This is a genomic window from Natrarchaeobius versutus, from assembly GCF_041205745.1.
GTDB lineage: Archaea > Halobacteriota > Halobacteria > Halobacteriales > Natrialbaceae > Natrarchaeobius > Natrarchaeobius versutus.
In genome coordinates this window covers 51,721-69,552 of record NZ_JBGFCC010000014.1, presented here as the reverse complement: position 1 = coordinate 69,552, position 17,832 = coordinate 51,721, and the positions used below count along the sequence as shown (strand labels likewise).

16 protein-coding genes are annotated in these 17,832 nt (G+C 65.9%); 6 read left to right on the top strand and 10 right to left on the bottom strand.

From position 1 onward, the window contains the following. Positions 1-267 precede the first annotated feature (267 nt). From alaS to AB7C87_RS23385, 6 genes are all read left to right on the top strand, one after another. A complete protein-coding gene (gene alaS / locus AB7C87_RS23410) occupies positions 268-3,042 on the top strand; it encodes an alanine--tRNA ligase (protein ID WP_369731948.1) in 2,775 nt (924 codons plus the stop codon). Between the two features lie 137 nt (positions 3,043-3,179). Next, positions 3,180-3,470 carry a UPF0175 family protein gene (locus tag AB7C87_RS23405; RefSeq protein WP_369731947.1) on the top strand — a complete coding sequence of 97 codons (291 nt, stop codon included), beginning with the start codon at positions 3,180-3,182 and terminating at the stop codon, positions 3,468-3,470. Further along, positions 3,471-3,983, top strand: coding sequence for a PIN domain-containing protein (locus AB7C87_RS23400; RefSeq protein ID WP_369731946.1), 513 nt, complete (start codon positions 3,471-3,473; stop codon positions 3,981-3,983). Positions 3,984-4,126: 143 nt separating this feature from the next. Further along, on the top strand, positions 4,127-4,909 hold the full coding sequence (locus AB7C87_RS23395; RefSeq protein ID WP_369731945.1) for an alpha/beta fold hydrolase: 783 nt from the start codon (positions 4,127-4,129) through the stop codon (positions 4,907-4,909). 514 nt (positions 4,910-5,423) lie between these two features. After that, a complete protein-coding gene (locus AB7C87_RS23390; RefSeq protein WP_369731944.1) occupies positions 5,424-6,731 on the top strand; it encodes a class I adenylate-forming enzyme family protein in 1,308 nt (435 codons plus the stop codon). Positions 6,732-6,835: 104 nt separating this feature from the next. Then, on the top strand, positions 6,836-7,597 hold the full coding sequence (locus AB7C87_RS23385) for a type 1 glutamine amidotransferase (RefSeq protein ID WP_369731943.1): 762 nt from the start codon (positions 6,836-6,838) through the stop codon (positions 7,595-7,597). 2 nt (positions 7,598-7,599) lie between these two features. Here the strand turns inward: AB7C87_RS23385 and AB7C87_RS23380 are convergent, their stop codons facing one another. From AB7C87_RS23380 to argH, 10 genes are all read right to left on the bottom strand, one after another. Next, positions 7,600-7,959, bottom strand: coding sequence for a hypothetical protein (locus tag AB7C87_RS23380; protein WP_369731941.1), 360 nt, complete (start codon positions 7,957-7,959; stop codon positions 7,600-7,602). Between the two features lie 105 nt (positions 7,960-8,064). After that, positions 8,065-9,324 (bottom strand): threonine synthase, encoded by a 1,260-nt coding sequence (thrC, locus tag AB7C87_RS23375; protein ID WP_369731939.1) that lies wholly within the window; start codon positions 9,322-9,324, stop codon positions 8,065-8,067. A gap of 544 nt (positions 9,325-9,868) precedes the next feature. Further along, the gene (gene argF / locus AB7C87_RS23370; protein ID WP_369731938.1) at positions 9,869-10,831 is read right to left on the bottom strand and encodes an ornithine carbamoyltransferase; all 963 of its coding nucleotides are present in this window, start codon (positions 10,829-10,831) and stop codon (positions 9,869-9,871) included. Then, positions 10,828-11,901 carry a [LysW]-lysine hydrolase gene (locus AB7C87_RS23365; protein WP_369731937.1) on the bottom strand — a complete coding sequence of 358 codons (1,074 nt, stop codon included), beginning with the start codon at positions 11,899-11,901 and terminating at the stop codon, positions 10,828-10,830. The genes argF and AB7C87_RS23365 overlap by 4 nt, the downstream gene beginning before the upstream one ends. Positions 11,902-11,906: 5 nt before the next feature. Next, positions 11,907-13,052, bottom strand: coding sequence for an aspartate aminotransferase family protein (locus AB7C87_RS23360; protein ID WP_369731936.1), 1,146 nt, complete (start codon positions 13,050-13,052; stop codon positions 11,907-11,909). Next, positions 13,049-13,912: an acetylglutamate/acetylaminoadipate kinase gene (locus tag AB7C87_RS23355; RefSeq protein WP_369731935.1), complete on the bottom strand. Its 864-nt coding sequence runs from the start codon at positions 13,910-13,912 to the stop codon at positions 13,049-13,051. Before AB7C87_RS23355 ends, AB7C87_RS23360 begins: the two co-directional genes overlap by 4 nt. Before the next feature lies 1 nt (position 13,913). Then, on the bottom strand, positions 13,914-14,996 hold the full coding sequence (gene argC / locus AB7C87_RS23350; RefSeq protein ID WP_369731934.1) for an N-acetyl-gamma-glutamyl-phosphate reductase: 1,083 nt from the start codon (positions 14,994-14,996) through the stop codon (positions 13,914-13,916). Further along, the gene (lysX, locus tag AB7C87_RS23345) at positions 14,996-15,868 is read right to left on the bottom strand and encodes a lysine biosynthesis protein LysX (protein WP_369731933.1); all 873 of its coding nucleotides are present in this window, start codon (positions 15,866-15,868) and stop codon (positions 14,996-14,998) included. Before lysX ends, argC begins: the two co-directional genes overlap by 1 nt. Positions 15,869-15,929: 61 nt before the next feature. Further along, positions 15,930-16,094, bottom strand: a complete 165-nt coding sequence (gene lysW, locus AB7C87_RS23340; protein ID WP_369731932.1) for a lysine biosynthesis protein LysW — start codon at positions 16,092-16,094, stop codon at positions 15,930-15,932. Positions 16,095-16,280: 186 nt separating this feature from the next. Then, positions 16,281-17,831: an argininosuccinate lyase gene (gene argH, locus AB7C87_RS23335; protein WP_369731931.1), complete on the bottom strand. Its 1,551-nt coding sequence runs from the start codon at positions 17,829-17,831 to the stop codon at positions 16,281-16,283. Position 17,832 lies beyond the last annotated feature (1 nt).

Genomic DNA, 17,832 nt, shown 5'->3' with positions numbered 1-17,832 from the left:
CGAATCCACTTGTTCGTTCGTACCTACTGTCCGGATGACCACGATAAAATTCTGCTGGGCGTTTCGAGTCGTGAGGGTGGACGTTTGCCGGAAAAGTTCGGCTATCGTCGAACTGCTCATTGGCGATCGTCGTTACAATCGCGTCTGGACGAACGCCGTGTGTCGGCTCCCGTCGCCGTTGCCGTCCGTTCCGAACACCTTCGTCCGATCCTCGCGGGATGAACGTTACGGAACTGTTTTAGGCGCTGGCTGGTCAATAGACGTACAATGAGCGAACTGGCGGACGAATACCGCCTCGAGTACTTCGAGGAGGAAGGATTCGTGCGAAAGGAGTGTCCCGAGTGTGGGGCCTTCTTCTGGACGCGCGACGAGGACCGGGTAACCTGTGGCGAGCCCCCGTGTGAGGAGTACGACTTCATCGACAACCCGGGCTTCGACGAGGAGTACAGTCTCGAGGAGATGCGCGAGGTGTTTCTCTCTTTTTTCGAGGAACACGGCCACGAGCGCATCGATCCCTACCCCGTCGCGGCGAATCGCTGGCGAGACGACGTCCTGTTGACGCAGGCGTCGATCTACGACTTCCAACCGCTGGTCACGAGCGGCGAGACGCCGCCGCCGGCGAACCCGCTTACGGTCTCCCAGCCGTGCATCCGGATGCAGGATATCGACAACGTCGGCAAGACGGGCCGACACACGATGGCCTTCGAGATGATGGCCCACCACGCGTTCAACGCGAGCGAGGAGGCGGGCGACGCCTACGCCTACGAGGGTGAAGTCTACTGGAAGAGCCGGACCGTCGAACTCTGTGACGAACTGCTCGAGTCGCTGGGTGCGGACATCACCGACGTTACCTACATCGAGGATCCGTGGGTCGGCGGCGGCAACGCCGGTCCCGCCATCGAGGTCATCTACCGCGGGCTGGAGTTGGCGACCCTCGTCTTCATGTGCATGGAGCAAGATCCCGACGGCGAGTACGAACTCAAAGACGGGAACACCTACTCGTTCATGGACACGTACATCGTCGACACCGGCTACGGGTTAGAGCGCTGGACCTGGATGAGCCAGGGAACGCCGACGGTGTACGAGGCGATCTACCCCGAGATGACCGAGTTTTTGCGGGACAACGCGGGAATCGAACACACCGAGGAGGAGTCCGAACTGGTCGGCCGGGCCGCCCGGCTCTCGGGCAATCTGGACATCGACGACGTCGACGACGTCGAGGCCGCTCGCGGCGACATCGCCGACCGACTGGGCGTCTCCGTCGACGAACTGCGCGACCTCGTCGAGCCCTTAGAGGACGTTTACGCGATCGCCGACCACTGTCGCACGCTCGCGTATATGCTCGGCGACGGCATCGTCCCCTCGAACGTCGGGACGGGCTATCTCGCCCGGATGGTTCTGCGCCGAACGAAACGCCTCTGTGACAACGTCGGCGTCGACGCCCCACTGGACGAACTCGTCGACATGCAGGCCGAACGGCTGGGCTACGAGAACCGCGATACGATCCGCGACATCGTCCGTACCGAGGTCGAGAAGTACCGCGAGACCTTAGAACGGGGCGGCCGCCGCGTCGAACAGCTCGCCGTGGAGTACGCCGAGAGAGGCGAGCCGATCCCGACCGACGAACTCATCGAACTCTACGACTCCCACGGCATCCAGCCGGACATGGTCGAGGAGATCGCCGAGGACGCCGGCGCCGACGTGGCCGTTCCCGACGACTTCTACAGCCTCGTCGCCCAGCGCCACGACACCCCCGAGGCGGTAGCAGAGGCGGCCGACGAGGCCGACGAACGGTTCGAGGACCTCCCCGAGACGGAGAAACTCTACTACGACGATCAGCAACGCACCCAGTTCGAAGCGGTCGTTCTGGACGTCTTCGAGCGCGAGGAGGGGTACGACGTCGTCCTCGATCAGACGATGTTCTACCCCGAAGGCGGCGGTCAACCCGCGGACGCGGGAACGCTCTCGACTGACGATACGACCGTCGAGGTGACGGACGTCCAGATCGAAGACGGCGTCGTCCTCCACCGAACCGACGAGGACCCTGGCAAGGGCGACTTCGTCAACGGGCAGGTCGACACCACCCGCCGCAGACAGCTGATGCGCCACCACACGGCGACCCACATCGTCATCCACGCCGCCCGCGAGGTGCTCGGCGATCACGTCCGCCAGGCCGGCGCACAGAAGGGCGTCGACTCCTCGCGGATCGACCTGCGCCACTACGACCGGATCGACCGCGAGGCGATCAAAGCGATCGAACGCGTCGCTAACGACGTCGTGATGGAGAACACGGCGGTCACCCAGGAGTGGCCCGACCGCCACGAAGCCGAGGCCGAACACGGCTTCGGGCTCTACCAGGGCGGGATTCCGCCGGGCGAACAGATCCGACTCGTCCACGTCGCCGAGGACGTCCAGGCCTGCGGTGGTACCCACGTCGCTCGCACCGGCGATATCGGCGCGATCAAGATCCTCTCGACCGAGCGCGTCCAGGACGGCGTCGAGCGCATCACGTTCGCCGCCGGCGAGGCCGCAATCGAGTCCTCTCAGCGCAAGGAAGACGCCCTCTACGAGGCCGCCGAGATCCTCGACGTCTCCCCCGAGGACCTTCCCGCGACGGCCGACCGGTTCTTCGAGGAGTGGAAGGATCGGGGCAAACAGATCGAGGACCTGAAAGAACAACTCGCCGAAGCCCGTGCCGGTGGCGGTGGCGACGCCGAAGCGGTCGACGTCGGCGACTCGACGGCGGTCGTCGATCGGATCGACGCCGACATGGACGAACTGCGCGCGACCGCGAACGCCATCAGCGAGGAAGGGAGTATCGCCGTCCTTGGAAGTGGGGCGAGTGGCGCCCAGTTCGTCGTCTCGGTGCCCGACGACGTCGGCGTCAACGCCGGCGAGGTCGTCGGCGAACTCGCCTCGAGGGTCGGTGGCGGCGGCGGCGGCCCGCCCGACTTCGCACAGGGCGGTGGCCCCAACGTCGACGCCTTAGACGACGCACTCGAGGACGCCCCCGACGTGTTGCGTCAGGTGCAGGACGCCTGATCGATCCGAGAGAGAAACGCATCGACCTCTTTTACCGTATTTTTCGGTTTGAGCCGCTCGAGCGTCTCGGCTCTGACCGCACAGAGTGCTTTGAATCCGGCGAAACGCTTGTATTCAATGCAAACATTGCATACGCCATGGGAACGATCTCGACGCGGGTGCCGGACGACCTCGAGGCCGAACTCGAGGAGTATCTCGAGACGGAGCGTCTCGACCGCAGTACGGCCGTTCGAAAATTGCTCGCTGAAGGCCTCGAAGAGTGGCGTCGCGAACAGGCTCTCGCCCGTCTCGAAGAGGGGGAGGTGACGTTCACGCGAGCAGCCGAAATTGCAGGGATGTCAACGTGGGAACTGGCTTCCCTTGCTGAACGACGAGATGTTACCTGGGTATCGAGCGACCATCTAAAATCCGATCTCGACGAGTTGTAAATGTGGGTTTTCGATGCAACGCCGCTCATCTATCTCGCGACGGTCGAACGGCTTCGCCTGGTCTCTCGTCTGGATGGCCCCTGTCGAATTCCGGAGCCCGTACACAGCGAAGTCGTGACGGCTGGCCTCGAAGAGGGATATCCCGATGCACGTCGCATCGAGCAGTGTATCGATGACGGAATCTTCGAAGTGGTTTCGGTCGACGAGTCGTCACTCGTGGACCGTCTCCAACGAAATCCGAACGTGAGCGACGCCGACGTCGCGGTTCTCGCTTGTGCAGCGTCGTTCGACGCGACCGCCGTGATGGACGAAGCGACCGGACGACTGGTCGCAGACGTCGAGGGGATCGAGACTCGAGGAACGGCGTATCTCGTGTTACGGTGTACGAAACGTGGTGCTATTCCCGTCTCCGAGGCACGCGAGACGATCGATGCGATGATCGAGGCCGGCTGGTACTGTTCTCCCGATCTCTACTCCAAACTCGTCCGAAAGCTCGAATCGTTCGAGAACTGATCGGGATTGGCGTACCGATTTCCGGGTGCGACTGCGGGACGGGTCGTAGTGGCGACGGAACCGATGGAATGCGCCCCGTCTGATTCGGTGAACAATCGCGCGGAACCGAAACCATCGCCTTGCTCCCCGTACTCGGGTTCTGTATGCCGACCGCCACGAACGGCTCCGTCTCGTTGTACTACGACCGCGAGGGTGACGGCGACCCCGTCGTCTTCGTCCCCGAGGCCGGCCTCGGCGGCTGGTCGTGGGGCTGGCAACACGCCGGCCTCGTCGGCCCCTACGAGGCCGTCGTCTGGGACCTCCGCGGAACCGGTCGCTCCGACGCGCCGCCCGGCCCTTACCGTCTCGAGGACCTCGTCGCCGACCTCGAGGCGGTGCTCGCCGACTGTGAATTCCGAAACGCCCACCTCGTCGGCTGCGGCCTCGGCGGTGCGGTCGCCTTGCGGACCGCCCGGACTTCGAGCCGGGTCGCGACGCTCTCGCTTGTTGGCACCGCGGCCGAGGGCTCGGCGTTCGACCTCGAGGCGCTGTTCGCGCCGCCGGACGACCGAGAAGCGATTCGGGAGTCGCTCTCGGTGGGGTTCTCCGCTGACTTCCGTGACTCCCATCCCGACGTCTGTGAAGGAATCGTCGACTGGCGATCCGACGGCGACGCCGACCGCGCGGGCTGGGAGGCACAAGTCGGCGCCCTCGAGGGATTCGACGCAACCGACTGGCTGGTCGAGGTGACCCAGCCGACCCGGGTTTTCTCTGGCACCGACGACGCGCTCGTCCCTGCCTCGGCCGGCGAGGACCTCGCGCGCGGACTCCCCCGGGGCGAGTTCATTCCGCTCGAGGGGGCAGGTCATCTCTGTTTCGTCGAGCGCTCGCGCGAGGTCAACGATCGGTTGCTCGGGTTTCTCGAGGAGCACGCCGCGAGCGAATGAGATTGTTGTGTTGGGATTGATGGCCTTGGCGCGGCCTGTTTTGCCCGTTCGCCTTCGTTCTCGAGTGAATTCGGTCGATTGACTGTCGCTCCGTCGATTGACTGTCGCTCCGTCGATTGACTGTCGCTCCGTCGATTGACTGTCACTCCGTCGGTTGACTGTCGCCCCCGTCGAGTAGCTGGCGTTCCTGTGGATTTTGCCGCTGGTTGCCGGTCGTCCATCTGTCGGAGGTCGACCGTGGTCCCGAGCATTCTGCGATCCTGGCACCGAGGAGTTGCCACGTCCTCCCCAGCCGATTCGCTCGCGGCGCTCGCTCATCCCTCGCAGTTCGGGCCGCGGTTCGCGTCTCGAGGTGTTCCCAACGCTCACACCTCGATTTCGCTCACCGCGGCCCAGCGCGCCATCAGTGTCCGGTGACGGAATCGTCGGACGGTCTGAGTATAGTCGAAACTCGCGGTCGGTGCTTGCGATCGACTCCCCACCTACTACGGATGCCGGCGACGAAACGAAATCCGTGACGCTCTCGCTAGCGCGCCGGGCCGACCGCTTCCCGGATCGCACCGCCATCGTCGACATCTCCGAGGAGCGACTGTACGCGCCCGCGGAGACGATCCACGAGGAGCGTGTCTCCTACGGCGAGCTATCCGAGATGGCGGACGCGCTCGCTGATCGCCTCTCGGCGCTCGGAATCGGCGCTGGCGACACGGTCTGTCTCGTGACGCGAAACCGGGTCGCCTCGCTCGCGCTGTTGTTTGCCTGTCGACGCCTCGAGGCGACGCTCGCTCCGATCTCTCACCTGCTGACGCCGGTGACGGTCGAGCGCCCGTTCGAGGCGCTCGAGCCCGCGATCGTCGTTGCCGAAGCCGCCCAGCGCGACCTCGTGCGCTCGATTCCGTTCGATCGATCCGTGACGCTCGAGGAACTGGCGGAGACCGACACCGACGACGGGATCCAGTCCTCGAGCGAGAGCGATCTGCGAACCGGTGGCGATCGACACCCGCGGTCTGACCACCCGCTCTTGTTGGTTCACGGCGAGGGCGGTCGCCCGGTCGTCGCACACTCCGCACGCACGCTCGAGTGGAACTGCATCTCGGCGCTCGTCGCGTGGGGAATCTCGCGGAGCGACGTGGTCCCCCTCGTGACACCGCTTTCGACCTACGACGGGCTCGTCCGGGTCACACTTCCGATCCTGTACGCTGGCGGCCGACTGTTGCTCGACCGAGCGTTCGATCCCGGCGATACGCTGACCGCGATCGTCGACGAGAGCGCGACCTTGATCGCGGGCCGAGCGACCGCATTTCGAAACCTCGCCGCCGAACCGTCGTTCGCCGAGGCCGTCGCCTCGCTCGAGCTGGCGATCCCCGATCGATCGGTCCCGGCGGACGTCCTCGAGTCCTATCGCGACCACGACGTCTCGGTGTCGCGGGCCTACGGCCGACTCGAGTGTTCGACGGCATTCTGCCAGCCCGTCGACGTCGACGATCACGCTCGAGGGGGCGACGCCGACGGTGCGATCGGACTCCCGGTTCCCGACTGTCGCGTTCGGCTGTTCGACGACCGCGGCGACGTCCTCGAGGGTCCGGGAGCGGGACGTCTTCGCGTGGGGGGTGCGGTCGTCGCCGACGGCTACGTAACACCTGCCGGTTCCGCCGACGGGAGCGATGGCGGCGATGGCGAGGGGATCGCCGATCGCACGAACGAGCGGGACGTGGACCCGGACGGGACGCCGGACGACGACGGCCCCGGTCGGTTCGTCGACGGCTGGTTCGACACCGGCGAGATGGTCCGCCGTGACGAGGACGGTTTCTACGTCCTCGAGTAATCGACGAGCCTCGATCTGTGGCCGGTTATCCGGGGCGTCGGCGCTCGCGGCAACGTCCGCGACGTGCGGAAAGGCTATCCGTCCGCGGCCGTCAGTAGCCGACGATGAGTCAACTGCGTATCGCCGTCCTGAACGCGACCCAGCGGGACGACAACACGACGCGGAACTTCCGACGCGAACTCGACGCATCGCTCTCGGAGTTCGACGTTACCGAGGGGTCGTTGCCGGACAGTTTCGAGTTCGATGGCGCCGTCGTCACCGGTTCGCGGACGTCCGTCTACTGGGCGGAGCCGTGGATCGAGGCGACGAAGGAGTGGGTTACAGAGGCGATCGACCGCGGAATTCCGTTTTTCGGCGTCTGTTGGGGTCACCAGCTTCTCGCGGACGTCCTCGGCGGCACCGTCGAGGATATGGGGGTCTACGAGGTCGGGTACAGCGGAATCGAACGAACGACAACCGAGTCGCGTCTGCTCGAGGACGTCTCCGCGGAGTTTACGGCGTTCACCAGCCACTCCGATGCGGTGACGGAACTACCTCCCGGTGCGACGGCGCTCGCACGAAACGAGTACTCGAACCACGGATTCCGCAAGGATCGCGTCTTCGGCGTCCAGTTCCACCCCGAGTACGACCGCAAGACCGCCCGCGAACTCGTCCACAGAAAGAATCTCACCGACGAGCGTCGCGACTCGGTACTCGCCGAGATCACCGCGGAGAACTACCGTTCGGCCTGCGAGGCGAAACTCGTCTTCGAGAACTTCCTCGAGTTCGTCCGCGAGGTGAACGCGACGAGCGCGGACGCGGCCGCGACGAGCGCGGGGGCGAACGCAACCGAAAACTCGCGAGCGAGCGCCGGCGGCTCGGACTAACTCTATCGCCAGCCGTCGAGTAGTCGTCCGAGCGGACCGGACGACTCGGAACTCGCGTCCGAACGGTTCGTCTCCGCCCGCCAGCTCTCGAGGATTCGCTCGTACTGGTCGATGAGGTCCTGTCGTCGTCGTTCGCTCGCCTCGAGTTCGGACTCGAGTGCGGCGACTCTGGTACGGAGATACGTTCGTTCGATCCGGACGGGAAGCGACTCGCTCGAGTCGGCGGCCTGGCCCGCCGCCGCCGGTTCGGCGTTCGAGTTCGCCGTGTCGGATTCGAAAGCGAGTTCGACGCCCGACCGCGGATCGAGTGTCTGTTCGGTCCTGGAGGGTGTATCGTCAGCGGGCTGTTGCTCGGCGGACATGAGCCGAAAACTGGTACGACGTGGACGGGCAAAAAGCTCAGTCAGTCGGGCGTCAGACTGTCTGACGGGGGTCGTGCGTCCGTCTTTCGGATTCGGATTCGATTTTCAAGATTGCAGGTGCTCGAGCACTCCCTCGGTCTCCGCGGGGACCGGCTCCGGATCGTGGCCCGCGGCCGCCGCCGCGTCGGGATCTTTGAGCAGGTGGCCCGTCGTCAGGCAGGCGACGCGCTCGTCGTCGTCGACGACGCCCTCGGCGCGCAGTTTCCGGAGGCCGGCGACCGACGCCGCGGAGGCCGGTTCGACGCCGATTCCTTCTCGTGCGAGATCGCGCTGTGCGTCCGTGATCTCCTCGTCCGAGACGGCGATGGCGGTCCCGCCGGTCTCGCGGATTCCGGGAAGCGCCTTCGGCGCGTTGACCGGGTTGCCGATCCGGATCGCCGTCGCGCGCGTTTCGACCTCGTCCCACCGACGGACCTCGTCCGCGCCGTTCTCGATCGCTTCGACCATCGGTGCCGCGCCTTCGGCCTGGACGCCGGTCAGTTTGGGTACCTCGCTCTCCTCGAGTTCGCCCGCCTGGACGAGTTCGCGAAACGCCTTGTACAGCGCTGAGGTGTTGCCCGCGTTCCCGACGGGGAGGACGATCCGATCCGGAACGGCGTCGTAATCCGCGAGAAAACCCTCGAGAATTTCGAGGCCGATCGTCTTCTGGCCCTCGAGCCGGAAGGGGTTCAGTGAGTTCAGTAGGTACGCTTCCCCACCCGCGGCGAGCTCCTGGACGATGTCGAGACAGGCGTCGAAGTTGCCGTCGACCTCGAGGATTCGGGCGCCATGCAAACTGGCCTGGGCGATCTTGCCCGCCGCGACCTTCCCCGCTGGCAACAGGACGAGCGTCTCCATGCCGCCGCGGGAGCCGTAAGCCGCCAGCGCGGCGCTGGTGTTTCCGGTCGATGCACAGGCGAGTCGGTCGACGCCCAACTCCTTCGCAACGGCGACGCCGACGGTCATGCCCCGATCCTTGAACGAGCCCGTCGGGTTCATCCCCTCGTGTTTGATCCGCAGGGCCTCGACGCCGACCGACTCCTCGAGTCGTGGCACCTCGTACAGCGGCGTTGCACCCTCCTGGGTCGTGACGCCCGCTTCAAGTGGCAGGGCGGCGGCGTAGCGCCAGACGCCCTGGCCGTCGAAGTCCTCGAACGTCGGCAGGTCGGCGTAGCGAACCTCGAGCAGTCCGCCGCACTCGTCGCAGGTGTACCGGACGTCTTCGAACGGCGGGAAGGTTTCGCCGCACTCGATACACTCGAGCCAGACGCCGTCGTCGGCGTCGTCGGGTACCGCCGGTTTCTCGGCGGAGAGACTGAGACTCATCGTGCCTCGAGAGGGAGGCGAGGGAGAAAAAGTACGTGGATTGGGCGTCGAAAGCCGTCCCGTCCGATCCGCCCTGCCACGACTGTGTCTCACTTGACCCGCCTTACTATGACTGTATCCCACTTGGTCGGCCTTATCACGACTGCGTCCCGCGTGGACGGGATCGGCCGACTCGCGTGGCGCCCGCTCACGTAATCGTTACCGTCGGTTTCAATCGATCGATACCCCCGTTTCGCTCGCTCACGCGACGATCAGCGCGATCATTGCCACTGGCCCCGCCAACAGCAAGATTGCGGCGACGACGATTCTAACCCACATGCACTCGCCCCTACCCGAACGGGTCATATAACCGCAAACGACTGTTCTATTCGCTGAACAAAATTCGTCGAAACGAAACTCCGGATTTATGGATGAAATATGCCGTTAGGCCGCGGTAGACATCGTTTACCGTCGATATCAGTCCGTCGAATGGTCGGCAAACTTTTCGAGTGAGGGTTACAGGAAGTACAGGCGAAAGCCCACGGCTTTAGCCGTGTGGAAGATGTCAATCGAGGAGCCAGCTCAGAAGCGCCTTCTGTGCGTGTAATCTGTTTTCGGCCTGGTCGAAGACGATCGAACGATCGCTCTCGACGACGGCGTCGGTGATCTCCTCGCCACGGTGGGCCGGAAGGCAGTGCATAACCGACGCGTCGGGGGCGTACGAGAGCAGTTCCTCGTTGACCTGAAAGCCCTCGAAGTCGTCCATCCGGACGTCGCGTTCGTCCTCCTGGCCCATACTGATCCAGACGTCGGTGTAGATGACGTCAGCATCCTCGATCGCCTCGACGGGGTCGGTCGTCGTCTCCGGTTCGCCGCCGAGTTCTCGAGCGCGCTCTCTGACGTCGTCGTCGATCTCGTAGCCCGGCGGCGTCGCGACGGTCAGGTCGATGCCGGCGAGGGCGGCGCCGATCGCGAACGACTGGGCGACGTTGTTGCCGTCGCCGACCCAGGCGACCGAGACGCCGTCGAACGTGTCGTTCGACGCGCCTCCGGTCGATTCACTCCCGGAGACGTCCCCGAATCCGCCTGCGTGCTCGCGGATCGTCAGCAAGTCCGCGAGCGTTTGGCAGGGGTGGGCATCGTCGGTGAGCCCGTTGACGACCGGCACCGAGGCGTACTCGGCGAGCACCTCGATGTTGTGGTGTTTGAACACGCGGGCCATCACCGCGTCGACGTACCGCGAGAGGGTTCTCGAGGTGTCTTTCAGCGGCTCGCCGTGGCCGAGCTGGATGTCGTCCTCGCCGAGAAAGACCGCGTGTCCCCCCAGCTGAGTCATCCCCGTCTCGAAGGAGACTCGCGTTCTCGTACTCGGCTTCTGGAAGATCATCCCGAGCGTCTGGCCGTCCAGATCCTCGTGATCCTCACCGTTTTCCTGTGCGTGCTTGTACTCCTCGGCGCGGTCTAAGACCGCGAACAGTTCGTCTCTCGAGAGGTCGTCGATCTCGAGGAAGTGGCGTGGCTGTGTCATGAATCGTCACCTCGTAGCGTCCTTGCCACTCGCTCGAGGATCTCGACCGATCGGTCGAACTCCGAAAGCGAGAGGCGTTCGTCGGGGGCGTGGTCGAGCTCGGAGTTGCCCGGCCCGTAGGTCACCATCGGACAGTCCCAGGCCCCGGCGTAGATGTTCATGTCGCTGGTGCCGGTCTTTCGGACCAGACGCGGCTCTTCGCCTTCCGCTCGGATCGCGACGCGGAAGGCCCGTGCGACCTCCGTTCGCGGGCTCATCATCACGGGCGGGACCTTGTCCTTCCAGGTAACGGTGCCGACCTCGAGTTCGGCCTCCGCGGCCTCGCGGACGGTCTCGACGTCGAGGGCGGGCGGGACCCGAAGCTGGACGTCCATCGTCGCCTCGACGGAGAGGCCGTCCTCGCTGACGCCGCCTTCGATGTCGACCGGCTTCGTCGTCACCTGCTCGAAGACGGGTTCGTACTCGCCGCCTTCGAAGTGGTCCTCGACGGAAGACCACCAGTTGACGGCGTGTTGAATCGCGTTCGGGTCCGGCCGGGAGGTGTGACCGGACTCGCTCGTCGCGACGTAGGTGCCGGCGATCAGCCCGCGATACCCCAGCGTGATCCCGTCGGCTCCGGAGGGCTCGCCGTTGACGACGGCCGCCGGAGCGCGATCTCGGTCGTCGACGAAGTAACGCGAGCCACGGGAGTCGATCTCCTCGCCGACGACGCCGGCGAAGGAGACGCCCGTGCGGACGGCGGCCGCCGCCATCGCGACGAGTGGCCCCGTCGCGTCGACGCTGCCGCGGCCCCAGAGGATCTCGTCGTCGCCCGTCTCCTCGACCTCGACGGGAATCTCACCGGGGACGGTGTCGACGTGTGAGGTGAGCAGGACCGAGTCGTCGGCCGGCGCGCGGACGTTGCCGACGGCGTCGATCCAGACCTCGCGGTCGTGGGCCTCGAAGAAGTCGACCAGCCGCGTTGCCGCCTCGCGTTCCTCGCCCGTCGGCGAGGGGATCGAGACGAGGTCGACGAGCAACTCGCGGGCGTCTTCCGCCGAAACGTCGGTGGTGGTCGTGTTCGCGGTCATCTCTCTCACTCCGATTCGGAGACGACGACCGCCGTCATCGCGTCGACGAGACGATCGGCCACCGCTTCGTCGATCACGAGCGGCGGGAGCAATCGCAGGACGGTCCGCCCCGCAGGGAGTGCGAGCACCTGCTGCTCGAGCGCCAGGTCGCGGGCGACGCGGTTCGCGCCGCGTTTCAACTCGACGCCCACGAGCAGGCCCTCGCCGCGGACCTCGCGGATCTCGTCGCCGAGTGCTGCCTCGAGTTCCGTCGTGAGGTAGTCGCCGATTCCGGCGGCGTTTTCGGGGACGTCCTCCTCGACCAGCGTCGAGATGGTCGCGTGAACGGCCGCGGTGACGACGGGGCCGCCGCTGAACGTGGCGTTGTGCGAGGCCGCGCCCTCGGCGATCCAGTCTCGGACCGCGACCGCGCCGACTGGGAGGCCGTTGCCCAGCCCCTTCGCCATCGTGAGGATATCGGGCGTGACGCCGGCGTTTTCGCAGGCCCACATCGAACCCGTCCGTCCCATGCCGGTCTGGACCTCGTCCAAGACGAGCGCCGCGCCGGCCTCGTCAGTGAGTTCGCGGGCGGTCTCGAGGTAGCCCGCCGGCGGGACGTTGATCCCGCCTTCGCCCTGGATTGGCTCGAGGATGACGGCCGCGGTCTCCTCGTCCACCGCGTCGGCGAGTTCGTCGCCGTCGCCGTAGGGGACGAACTCGACGTCCCCCGCGAGGGGTTCGAACGGTTTCTTGTACGTGTTCTTCCAGGTGGCCGCGAGCGACCCCATCGTCCGTCCGTGGAACGAGCGGGTCGCGGCGACGATCGTCGACTCGCCGGTCGCAGACCGTGCGAACTTCAAGGCGGCCTCGTTGGCCTCGGTGCCGGAGTTACAGAACCAGGCGGACTCGAGTTCGTCGGGCGTCGCTGCGACGAGGGAGGCGTAGGCGTTCTCGCGCGCTTCGACGGGATAAGACGAGTCGACGAACGTCAGCTTCCCGACCTGTTCTTGGACGGCCTCGACGACCGCGGGATGGGAGTGTCCCAGCGGCGTACAGGCGAAACTCGCTCCGGCGTCGACGTACTCGGTGCCGTCGCCGGTGTAGAGAGACGCCCCGTCGCCGCGTTCGATGGGGATGGGCTTGCCGCCGGAGACGAAATCGTGATCGCTCATTGGGTGGCCTCCGTTTCCGCTTCGTCGTCCGCGAGCACACCGGGCTCGAGCGTCGTTCCTTCGCCGGAGAGTGCACTCGTGATCGGGTCGTCGGCGTTCGCCGTCGCGACGATGACGGACGCGCCGCCGCCTTCCAGTGCTTCCTCGGCGGCCATGACCTTCTTCGTCATGAAGCCTTCCGCGGCCTCCTTGACGCCCTCGAACTCCTCGGGTGTCGCCGCCGAGTCGATCTTCGTCGACTCGTCGTCGGGATCCTCGTAGATTCCCGAAACGTCCGTGAGGAGAACGAGATCTGCCTCGAGTGCCCCTGCAATCGCGGCGGCGGCGCGGTCGGCATCGGCGTTGACTGCCGTATAGCCGCCCGACTTCTCCTTGCCGAGCATCGGGACGGAGACGACCGGCGTGTAGCCGCCCTCGAGGATCGTCTCGAGCAGATCCGCGTTGACGGATTCGATCTTTCCCGAGTGGTCGCCGCGTTTGATCTTCTTCTTGCCGTCCTCTTTCACGCGGACGGCGGACTTGCGCTTGCCACAGAGCAGTTTGCCGTCCGTGCCCGAGAGGCCGACGGCGTCGACGCCCTCGTTGTGCAGACTCTCGACCAGGTCGGTATTGAGCTTGCCGGGCATGACCATCTTGAAGACGTCCATCGTCTCCTCGTCGGTGAATCGGCCGACGACGCCGCCGGGCGTCTCGACGTAGGTCGGATCCTGGCCGAGCGCTTCCAGGGTCTCGTCGACGGCAGTGGAGCCGCCGTGGGTGAGAACGACGTCTTCGCCGTCCTCCACGAGGGAGGCGACGTCCGCGAGCGCCCCTTCGGGGTCGACGGCGCGGGCGCCGCCGATTTTGACTACTGTCGTCATTTTATGGTGCCCCCACGGGGTGTAACCCCGCGAACTCGAGTCCGGCGGTCTCCTCGAAGCCGAGTGCGATGTTCGCGGCGTGGACGGCCTGGCCGGCCGACCCCTTCATCATGTTGTCGATCGCCGAGAAGACGACGACGCGCTTGTTACTCGGGTCGAGTTCGAAGCCGACTTCCGCGAGGTTCGTCCCCGCGACGGCTTTCGGCTCGGGGTAGCGATAGACGCCGGAGCCGCCGGCGGCCATGCGGACGAACGGCTCGTCCTCGTAGCTCCCTCTGTACGCTTTCCAGAGGTCGCCCTTCGAGACCGGTCCCGAGGGGAAGACGTGACTCGTCGCGCTCGCGCCGCGGATCATGTCCACGGCGTGGCACGTGAAGGCGACCGAGGTGCCGAGGAACTGCTCGATCTCGGCCTCGTGGCGGTGGCCCGTCGGCGCGTATGGCCGGACGACGCCCGAGCGTTCGGGATGGCTCGAGGCCTCGCCGCCGCCGGCGCCCCCTTCGGAGGAGCCGACTTTCACGTCGACGACGATCTGCTGGTCGCCGTCGACGATACCGGCCTCCACGAGCGGGTAGAGCCCGAGAATCGTCGCGGTGGCGTTACAGCCGCCGCCGGCGATCAGTTCGGCACCCTCGAGGTTCTCGCGGTTGATCTCGGGGAGTGCGTACTCCGCTTTCTCGAGGTACTCCGGCGCGTCGTGGCCGTCGTACCACTCCTCGTATTGCTCCTCGGTGTTCAGCCGGAAGTCGGCTGAGAGGTCGACGACCGTCTCCGCAATGTCGAAGAAGTCGTCGATCTGGCTCATCGAGACGCCGTGGGGCGTCGCGGCGAACAGGACGTCGACGGACTCGAGGTCGTCGGGTTCGGTAAACCGGAGGTCCGTCCCGCGAAGCGGCGGGTGGACGGAGCCGACGCTCTTTCCGGCCTTAGATCGGCTCGTCACCTCGGAAATCTCGACGTTCGGGTGGCCGGCAAGCAGGCGAAGCAGTTCGCCGCCCGTAAAGCCCGAGCCGCCGATCACGCTCGCGGTGACGGTCTCTCCACCCGCGGCCTCGGACGCGTCGGAATCGGCGTCGACGGCCATCAGGCGGTCACCTCGAGCTGTCCGTCGGCCTCGACTTTCGCCTCGAGCCAGTCGACGACGGCGCCTGCAACGTCGGTCTCGACGGCGCTATCGAGCGCCTTGAACTCGACGGTGTGGTTGACCTCGTGGACGGTGTAATCGTCGCCCGTCTCCATGAGGTCGATGCCGAGCAATCCACCCCCGACGGCGTCGCTCGCCGTTTCGACGAGTTCCTCGGCTCGGTCGTCGAGTTCGAAGACGTCCGTCTCGGCGCCTTTCGCGGCGTTGGTGATCCAGTGATCCGAGGATCGGACCATCGCGGCGACCGGCTCGCCGTCGGTCGCGACCACGCGGATGTCTCGTCCGGGCTTCTCGACGAACTCCTGGACGTAAAACACCTTGTGCTCGTAGTGGCCGAGCGTCGCCTTGTGCTCTAAGATCGCTTCCGCGGCGTCGCGCGAGTCGATCTTGGCCATCAGGCGCCCCCACGATCCCACGACGGGTTTGAGCACGCACGGGTAGCCGAAGGATTCGATCGCGGAGAGCGCGCTCTCTTTGGTGAACGCGACTTTCGTCGCGGGCGTCGGCACGCCCGCCTGCTCGAGTGCGAGGCTGTTTTTCACCTTATCGGCACAGATATCCGCGGTCTCGTGGCTGTTGACCACGGGGATTCCGTACGCCTCGAGGAACTGCGTGGCGTAGAGACTCCGGCTCGTGGCGAGACAGCGGTCGACGACGACGTCGAGATCGACGAACTCCTCGGGGGTGTCGCCGATGTCGAAGTCGTGTTTGCGGACGTCGATCTTCTCGACCTCGTGGTCGCGCTCGCGAAGCTCGTTCAGGAGGAGCTTCTCGTCCTTGCGGATCCGGGAGTAGAGTATTCCTACGTTCACTCGAACCACCCCTGCTGTCGGGGTTGAATGGGGGGGATGTGCGTTGCGGCCGTCTGCAAGGTCACTCACCCCAGTCCTCTTCGAGCTCGGGGGCTCGATCGAGGACTGGCGGCTCGGTATCGACGACTTCTAGTTCGGCACCACAGGTGGTGCAGTCAACGATCTCTCCAATCTCCAGATCGTCGTGCAGGGACACCTCGGCCCCACACTCGACGCATTCGGTCATTGTACTCGCAACTGGGAGCCGGGTATCCTTAAAGGCTTCGAACTTAACAGCAATATTATACTATCCGCACTCCACTCTAACGGGCCGCTGGCGCCATTTCACCGAATTTCTACTTTGACATATCATTTAGCATGTGTATCGTCCCCTCGCGGGGGTCGTCGTCGCCGCGGTCGCGGACCGACGACCTCACACATAGTCGTTCACCTCGGTCCTGAGCGCCGCGTGTGCCGCCTCGAGCGCCTCGGTTCGCGTCTCGAGTGTGGTTTCGTCCTTCGCGAGGATCTCGCGGGCGTCGGCGAGTTGTGGGTCGATCGCCTCCGGTGCCGGTCCGCCACGCGAATCGCGGCTCGCGACGCTCTCGGCGGGATCGAGGGCGGCCTCGACCGCCTCGAGATCGACGACCGACTCGAGGGGCGCTTCGAGGACTGCTCTTGCGGCCGCCGCGATGGCGTCGAGATCCGACCCGTCGGCGTCCTCGAGGCGTTCGGCCGCGCTCGCGACGATCTCGTGGGCCGTCCGGAACGGCAGTCCGTTCGCGGCGAGCAGGTCGGCGACGCCGGTCGCCGTCGAGAACCCCTCGCCGGCCTCGGCCGCGAGCGCCTCGTCGTTCCACTCGGCCGTGGCGACCGCGCCGGCCGCGACGGAACTCGCTTCCGTCACCGCGTCGGCAGTCTCCCAGGCGTGGGGCGTCGCCCGCTGGAGGTCGCGGTTGTACGCACGCGGCAGGCCCTTGAGCGTCGTCGTCAGCCCCTGGACCTCCCCCGCCGCGTCGCCCGCGACCGCGCGGACGAGCTCGAGCGTGTCCGGGTTCTTCTTCTGGGGCATGATCGACGACGTCGAGGAGTAGTCGTCCGAGAGGGAAACGAAGCCGCGGTTCGCGAAGACGATCACGTCCTCGGCGAGCCCCGACAGCGTCGTCGCGTGCGTCGACAGCGCTTGTGTCGTCTCGAGCAGGAAATCCCGGCTCGAGGAGGCATCCATCGAGTTCTCGACGACCCCGTCGAAGCCGAGCAACTCGGCCGTGCGTTCACGGTCGATATCGAACGTCGTCCCCGCGAACGCGGCCGCGCCCAGCGGCGACTCGTTGATGCGTCCGTAGGCATCGAGCAACCGGGCCGTATCGCGTCGGACCGCCGATTCGTACGAACAGGCCCAGTGGGCGACCGTCGTCGGCTGAGCCGGCTGGAGGTGGGTGTAGCCCGGCATGATCGTCTCGGTGTGCGCTGTGGCGGCCTCGAGCAACGCTCCGCGGAGTGCGATCGTCGCCTCGATCGCCGCCAGGACGTCCTCGCGGAGGCGATAGCGGATGCACGCCGCGACCTCGTCGTTTCTCGAGCGCGCGGTGTGCATCTTCCCGCCGTTGGCACCGATGCGTTCGATGACGCTGGTCTCGATCGCCTCGTGGACGTCCTCGCCATCGGGCAACGAGTCGTGACCGTCGACCTCGATCGCATCGAGGGCGGTCAGGACCTCGCCGGCGACGTCGCCGTCGACGATTCCTTGCTCGGCCAGCATGACGACGTGTGCGCGGTCGACCTCGAGGTCGGCCTCGAAAATTCGTTCGTCGGCTGCAAGCGAGGAGAGGAAGCTCCGGGCGGGGCCACCGCTGAACCGGTCCCGGCGGACGACGCTTTCGTCGTCTCCGCCGTCCGTCGCGATCCGCCGGTCCGACTCGGCGCCGCTCGCGATCGCTGGCTCGAGATCGCCTGCCCCGTCGTGAGCGCTCTCCTCGGTCATC

What these genes read in the sequence shown, in the direction of transcription:
- AB7C87_RS23400 (WP_369731946.1), top strand. Translation starts at nt 3,471, where the DNA reads ATGTGGGTTTTCGATGCAACGCCGCTCATCTATCTCGCGACGGTCGAA.
- lysW (WP_369731932.1), bottom strand. Translation starts at nt 16,094, where the DNA reads ATGACCGAATGCGTCGAGTGTGGGGCCGAGGTGTCCCTGCACGACGAT.
- argC (WP_369731934.1), bottom strand. Translation starts at nt 14,996, where the DNA reads ATGGCCGTCGACGCCGATTCCGACGCGTCCGAGGCCGCGGGTGGAGAG.
- AB7C87_RS23380 (WP_369731941.1), bottom strand. Translation starts at nt 7,959, where the DNA reads ATGTCCGCCGAGCAACAGCCCGCTGACGATACACCCTCCAGGACCGAA.
- argF (WP_369731938.1), bottom strand. Translation starts at nt 10,831, where the DNA reads ATGACACAGCCACGCCACTTCCTCGAGATCGACGACCTCTCGAGAGAC.
- AB7C87_RS23355 (WP_369731935.1), bottom strand. Translation starts at nt 13,912, where the DNA reads ATGACGACAGTAGTCAAAATCGGCGGCGCCCGCGCCGTCGACCCCGAA.
- thrC (WP_369731939.1), bottom strand. Translation starts at nt 9,324, where the DNA reads ATGAGTCTCAGTCTCTCCGCCGAGAAACCGGCGGTACCCGACGACGCC.
- AB7C87_RS23365 (WP_369731937.1), bottom strand. Translation starts at nt 11,901, where the DNA reads ATGACCGCGAACACGACCACCACCGACGTTTCGGCGGAAGACGCCCGC.
- AB7C87_RS23360 (WP_369731936.1), bottom strand. Translation starts at nt 13,052, where the DNA reads ATGAGCGATCACGATTTCGTCTCCGGCGGCAAGCCCATCCCCATCGAA.
- AB7C87_RS23405 (WP_369731947.1), top strand. Translation starts at nt 3,180, where the DNA reads ATGGGAACGATCTCGACGCGGGTGCCGGACGACCTCGAGGCCGAACTC.
- AB7C87_RS23385 (WP_369731943.1), top strand. Translation starts at nt 6,836, where the DNA reads ATGAGTCAACTGCGTATCGCCGTCCTGAACGCGACCCAGCGGGACGAC.
- AB7C87_RS23395 (WP_369731945.1), top strand. Translation starts at nt 4,127, where the DNA reads ATGCCGACCGCCACGAACGGCTCCGTCTCGTTGTACTACGACCGCGAG.
- argH (WP_369731931.1), bottom strand. Translation starts at nt 17,831, where the DNA reads ATGACCGAGGAGAGCGCTCACGACGGGGCAGGCGATCTCGAGCCAGCG.
- alaS (WP_369731948.1), top strand. Translation starts at nt 268, where the DNA reads ATGAGCGAACTGGCGGACGAATACCGCCTCGAGTACTTCGAGGAGGAA.